Source organism: Micromonospora sp. M51 (genome assembly GCF_018070305.1).
GTDB classification, from domain to species: domain Bacteria; phylum Actinomycetota; class Actinomycetes; order Mycobacteriales; family Micromonosporaceae; genus Micromonospora; species Micromonospora parva.
Map to the genome: position 1 here is coordinate 1 of NZ_JAGPXZ010000374.1, position 5,830 is coordinate 5,830.

Here is a 5,830-nt window from a genome sequence, read left to right on the forward strand (position 1 = left end):
AGCGCCCGTGCCACGTGGTCGTCCTCGCCGAACGTGGTCAGCATGATCGTCGACGTGTCCGGCACGACCCGGCGGATCTCGGCGGCGGCGGCCAACCCGTCCAGTCGCGGCATCCGGATGTCCAGCAGCGCGACCCGGGGCCGGTGTGCCCGGACCAGCTCCACCGCCGCGTGCCCGTCGCCGGCCTCGGCGACCACCTCGATGCCGGGGTCACTCGCGAGGATGGCCCGGACACCGGCCCGGATCATCGCCTCGTCGTCGGCGAGCACGACCCGGATCGGCGGCGCCCCCGTCGTGTCGGTGTCCACTACGCGATCCACTCCTTGCTGACCAGCCGGTCATCGGTGAAGCAGAGTCGCCAGGTGGGCTCCGCGAGGGGGAAGTTGCCGTCGGTGTAGTACTCGCAGCCGGCCCGGTCGGCGGCGGCGGGGCGTTCCAACTGCCGCCGGGGCAGCCCGACCAGCTCCGACCGGGGCGCGCCGACGCGCAGCTGGTCGAAGGTGGCCCGGTCCAGCACCGTGCCGGCGGTCGCCACCGGGTAGTAGACGAGCGAGAGCACCAGGGCGAACCCGACCGGTGCGACGAGCGCCACCAGCAGACTGCGCCGGACCCGCCGCCGGGCGTCGTGCAGCCGCCGCTCGGCGTCCACCGGCCCCTCCGCCGGACCCTGTCGCTCGTCGGAGGACGCCGTCGGCCCGACCTCCACGGCCGACCCGATCGCCTCCGGCGTCGGCGCGGTGGCCGGCAGCACCGCCCGTACCGCGAAACCACCCTCGGCCCGGTGGCCGGCCGCAAGCGGTCCGCCGGCGAGACGGACCCGCTCGGCGAGGGCGAGCAGCCCACTGCCCTGCGACGGCGGGGCGGGCAGCGGGCCGGCCGCCGGGGCGTCGTTGACCACTGTCACCTCGACCCGGTCACCGTCGCGGGTGAGGCGTACGTCGACCGGCGCGCCGGGCGCGTACCGGGCCGCGTTGGTCAGCGCCTCACGGACGATCCGGTGCGCCGCGTGACCGGTCATCGCCGGCAGCTGCGCCACCGCCGGGGCGGCGTCCAGCCGTACCGCCATGCCGGCCTCCCGGGCACCCTCGACCAGGTCGGCGACGGTCTCCCCACTCGGACGCAGCGACGCGCCACCCTCCTCGCGGAGCACGCCGATGATCTCGTGCAGTCGCTCGGTGGCCGCGGAGACGCTGGCCCGCAACTCGCTCGCCGCGGTCCGGTGCTTGTCGTCCAGGTCGGCGGCGACCTCCAGGGCGGCGGCGCGCAACGCGATCAGGCTGAGGTCGTGACCGAGCGAGTCGTGCATCTCCCCGGCGATCCGAGCCCGTTCCCGCAGCCGGATCCGCTCGGCGGCACCGCGCTGCTCGCGGGTCAGCGCGTCGACGTGCCGGCGACCCGCCTCCGCGAGCTCCTGCTGCTGGCGGCGGTACCGGCCCACCAGCCAGGGGAACACGGCGGCGAAGAGCAGCACCGAGGCGAGCAGGAACCAGGTGGCGGCGCCGGCACCGAGCAGTCCCAGGTTGAGCACCGTGCCACCGGCCGTGATCAGTACGAAGACCATGATCGACGGACCGGCGGTGGCGCTGCGCCGCCCCGCGAGATAGCTGAAGACCGGAATGGCGAACAGGAAGTTGCCGTCGACCAACGACCCGAGCACCACCAGCACCAGGGAGACCAACGGCTGACGTCGACTCGCCACCACCGCCGCGGTGAGCACCAGCAGGTTGCCGACCAGCAGCGGCAACGCGTACCGCGAATAGGGCGGGCTGATCCCGGCGTAGCCGACCGGGGCGGCCACCACCGCCCAGAGCAGCACGTCCAGCAGCAGGCGACGCCGCCGGTGCGGCCAACCCGGCGGCGCGGAGTGGAGGATCCGCACGGCGGCCAGGCTACCCACGCGCACCAGGCCCGGACACCGACGAAAGTCAGGTGTTCGGCAGCTCTCCCCGGCCGCGACCTGCCAGTCGTCGACCCACCTTTGGATGAGCGAGCTAATCTAAACGGTGCGGGTTCGCCCGACGGACAGCACGGAAGGAGACGCTCGATGGGTAGGTCGTCACGTGCCGACGCGGCGAAGCATCGCGAAGAGGTGGTGGCCGCGACGTCCCGGCTGCTGCGGGAGCGCGGCGCGGCCGGAGTGAGCGTGCAGGACCTCATGGCGGCGGCAGGGCTCACCCACGGCGGCTTCTACAAGCACTTCAGCTCCAAGGAAGAGCTGGTGGGCATCGCCACCGGGACCGCGCACCACGAGATCCAGAGCTTGCTGGACAAGCTCCTCGGCGAGTTCCCGGACCGGACGGAGGCCCGCGCCGAACTCCTCGCCCAGTACCTCGCCGCCACCCACCGCGACTCGCCGGGCGACGGGTGCTCCATCACGGCGCTGGCCTCGGACGCCGCCCGAGGGCCGGCCGAAGGCCCGCTGCGGAAGGCGTACGTGGCCGGGCTGGAGTCCATTCTCGGCCAGGTTGCCGAGTACCAGGACGCGGAGGGCGAGGAGGCCCGCCGCCGGGCGATCGTCGATCTGACGTCGATGGTCGGGGCACTCACCCTGGCCCGGGCGACGAGTGGGACACCACTGTCGGACGAGATCCTCGACGTCGTCCGCGACGCCCTCACGCGGTAGCTCAACCCCGCTCGATCCAGAGCCCGGCCGGCGACCACCGCCCCGAGGCTCGGTTGCCGCGCGCCCCCGCCGCTTCGCACACCCCCTGCGTGCCACCCCTCGATGGCCGCCTGCGCTGGTCACCTGCCGCATCGCCCGCACAGCTGAGATTTAGATTACGTAGCCAATCTTACCAGCGGTGATAGATTATGTCCGTCATCTAAAGAGCCGGTCGGGGTCCGCCGGATGGCGAGCGCCCCGGAAAGCGCCGAACCCGGCGACCACCGACCTCAGCTGGATCAGATCCGAACGGGAGAAGGACCATGTCAATGCTCACCGCGCCCAACCAGACCGTGCAGGCCGACAGCGGGACGACCTACACATACCGGCGATTCGGCAGGGCAGGCGGCACGCCGGTGGTCTTCCTGCAGTGCTTCCGGGGCAACATCGACATCTGGGACCCGGCACTGGTGGACGACATCGCCGCCGAGCGCGAGGTCATCCTCTTCGACGCCAGCGGGGTCGGCGGATCGACCGGGCAGGTGCCCACGACCGTACGGGAGTTCGCCCGGGACGCCATCGCGTTCATCGACGCGCTCGCGTTGACCACCGTCGACCTGTTCGGCTTCTCACTGGGCGGATTCGTCGCACAGAGCGTCGTCCTGCAGCGCCCCTACCTGGTACGTCGGCTCATCCTCGCCGGCACCGGGCCGCAGGGTGGACGTGGCTTCCACGCCTGGTCCGAAGAGACCCGCGGACACGCCTACCGGGAGGCACAGGACGCCGAGGACCTGCTCTACCTCTTCTTCGCCCCGACCGAGGAGAGCCGGGCCAAGGGCATGGAGTACGTCGGGCGCATCTTCACCCGCCAGGAGGACCGCGACGCCCCCACGACACTCGCCGTACGGGACGCGCAGGCCGAGGCCATCGCCGACTGGGGCATCCCCAGCGCCGCCCTGCTCGACCGGCTGGCCGCGATCCAGCAGCCCACCCTGGTGGCGAACGGCAACCACGACATCCTGGTGCCCACCGCCAACTCGTACCTGCTCGCCGGGCACCTGCCGAACGCCGAGCTGATCATCTACCCGGACGCCAACCACGGGTTCCTCTTCCAGTACCCGCACGAGTTCGCCGGCGAGGTCAACCGGTTCCTGTCCGCCGCGTGACCACTGCCGCCGCGCTCCGACGTCCGGAGCCCTCTGCGCTCTGACGTCCGGCATCCCCGGTTGCGGGCCGACCACGGCCGGCAACCGGGGCGGAGCCCCGGCCCGCCCGGACACCGACGGTCAGGTGTTCAGCTGCTCTCCTCGGCCCAGACCCGCCAGTCGTCGAGCACGCCGTGCAGGGCCGGGGTGAGCCAACCCGGCGCGGACCGCCGGAACACACCCGGATCCATCGCCCCCGCGCCGTCGGGCAGCGCGCCGAGCAGGTTCGGCACCATGTCGGTGAGATTCGTCCAGTGCACCAGCTCCGGCCTGGTCGGCCAGGCACCGATCACCACGCCGGCCGGCACCGCCCGACGGTCCAGCGCCTCCAGCGTCAACGCGGTGTGGTTGAGCGTGCCCAACCCGGCGCGGGCGACCACCACCGCCGGCGCGCCGAGGTTGGCCAGGTAGCCGGAGGAGAAGACCAGGGCGCTGTCGGTGCCCAGCCAGCGGGCCAGGTCCTCCTCCAGCGCCCGGTGCGCGTCGGTGGAGCCCCGCACCAGGCGCGACCCGGTCGCCCCCAGCCCGTACGCCGAGAGTGCCGCCGTGGCCGCGGCGGTGACCTCCGGGTGGGTGGCCAGGCCGAGATAGTCGTTGCCGGCCAGATCGGTCATCTGGTCGTCGGCCGGACGCGGGCGCAGCCGCCGGGTGAGCCCGGCCTTCGCCCGCAGCTCGGCGCGGCGGTCGAGCGCCGCGAGCCAGTCCGCCACCGTCACCCTCCCCCGCTTGCCTGCCGGTCAGCCCGACACCCGCCGGGCGAAATTACCACCCGCCGCCACCGGCCCGGCGATTCCACTCGGTGTGCGGTGCCGACCGGGCTGCCAGGTCATTCCGGCTGATCGGAGAGCCGAGGCCTGCGACGGGCCCCGGCAGCGACCGAGGGCTTTGGCACAGGCCTAGTAGGGTACGAGCCATGCCAGAGATCCTCGACCAGGCCCGGACCCAGGTCCTGGGTGACGGTGTCGGCCTCGATCAGGCCGGCGTCCTCGCCGTGTTGAACCTGCCCGACGAGCACCTGCCCGCCGCCCTCCAGCTCGCCCACGAGGTGCGGATGCGCTGGTGCGGCCCGGAGGTCGAGGTCGAGGGAATCGTTTCGCTCAAGACCGGCGGCTGCCCGGAAGACTGCCACTTCTGCTCGCAGTCGGGCCTGTTCACCTCACCGGTGCGCTCGGTCTGGCTGGACATTCCGTCGCTGGTCGAGGCGGCGAAGCAGACCGCCGCGACCGGGGCTACCGAGTTCTGCATCGTCGCCGCTGTCCGTGGTCCGGACGCCCGGCTCATGAAGCAGATGCGCGAGGGTGTCGCCGCCATCAAGGCGGCGGTCGACATCCAGGTCGCCGCGTCGCTGGGCATGCTCACCAAGGAGCAGGTCGACGACCTGGTCGACATGGGCGTGCACCGGTACAACCACAACCTGGAGACCTGCCGGTCGTACTTCCCCAACGTGGTCACCACCCACTCGTGGGAGGAGCGCTGGGAGACGCTGCGGATGGTTCGCGACTCCGGCATGGAGGTGTGCTGCGGCGGCATCCTCGGCCTCGGCGAGACCGTCGAGCAGCGGGCTGAGTTCGCCGCGCAGCTCGCCGAGTTGGACCCGCACGAGGTGCCGCTCAACTTCCTCAACCCGCGCCCCGGCACCCCGCTGGGTGACCGCCCGGTGGTCGAGGGCAAGGACGCGCTGCGGGCCATCGCCGCGTTCCGGTTGGCCATGCCGCGCACCATCCTGCGGTACGCCGGTGGTCGTGAAATCACCCTCGGCGACCTCGGCACCCGCGACGGTCTGCTCGGCGGCATCAACGCGGTGATCGTCGGCAACTACCTGACCACGCTGGGTCGACCGGCCACTGCCGACCTGGAGCTGCTCAACGAGCTGAAGATGCCGGTCAAGGCTCTCTCCGCCACGCTGTGACGACCATGACGACCACCGAGCTGTGGTGCGACCGGTGCGGTGAGGCGGCGACGGCCACCGCCCACCCGGGCTGCGCGTCGGCCCGCCAGTTGGAGCCGCCCCGGTTCTGCCAGC

The 5,830-nt window shown here is 72.3% G+C and carries 5 protein-coding genes and 1 pseudogene; 3 read left to right on the forward strand and 3 right to left on the reverse strand.

Annotated elements, in window-relative coordinates; genetic code table 11:
* A partial coding sequence (locus KBX53_RS19640; RefSeq protein ID WP_247675891.1) for a response regulator transcription factor occupies positions 1-248 on the reverse strand: 248 nt, incomplete at its 3' end.
* Positions 249-307: 59 nt separating this feature from the next.
* The gene (locus KBX53_RS19645) at positions 308-1,879 is read right to left on the reverse strand and encodes a histidine kinase (RefSeq protein WP_309140811.1); all 1,572 of its coding nucleotides are present in this window, start codon (positions 1,877-1,879) and stop codon (positions 308-310) included.
* Between the two features lie 165 nt (positions 1,880-2,044).
* Between KBX53_RS19645 and KBX53_RS19650 the strand changes: the two genes are divergently transcribed.
* Complete coding sequence (locus tag KBX53_RS19650) at positions 2,045-2,623, forward strand: TetR/AcrR family transcriptional regulator (RefSeq protein WP_210860894.1); 579 nt, start codon at positions 2,045-2,047, stop codon at positions 2,621-2,623.
* Between the two features lie 302 nt (positions 2,624-2,925).
* On the forward strand, positions 2,926-3,768 hold the full coding sequence (locus KBX53_RS19655; RefSeq protein ID WP_030336127.1) for an alpha/beta fold hydrolase: 843 nt from the start codon (positions 2,926-2,928) through the stop codon (positions 3,766-3,768).
* A 128-nt stretch (positions 3,769-3,896) separates the two neighbouring features.
* On the opposite strand, the pseudogene KBX53_RS36445 reads toward KBX53_RS19655, so the two are convergent.
* A pseudogene (locus tag KBX53_RS36445) lies at positions 3,897-4,436 on the reverse strand (aminotransferase class I/II-fold pyridoxal phosphate-dependent enzyme); the annotation flags it as partial.
* A gap of 284 nt (positions 4,437-4,720) precedes the next feature.
* Between KBX53_RS36445 and bioB the strand changes: the two are divergent.
* Positions 4,721-5,716, forward strand: a complete 996-nt coding sequence (gene bioB / locus KBX53_RS19670; protein WP_030336132.1) for a biotin synthase BioB — start codon at positions 4,721-4,723, stop codon at positions 5,714-5,716.
* Positions 5,717-5,830 lie beyond the last annotated feature (114 nt).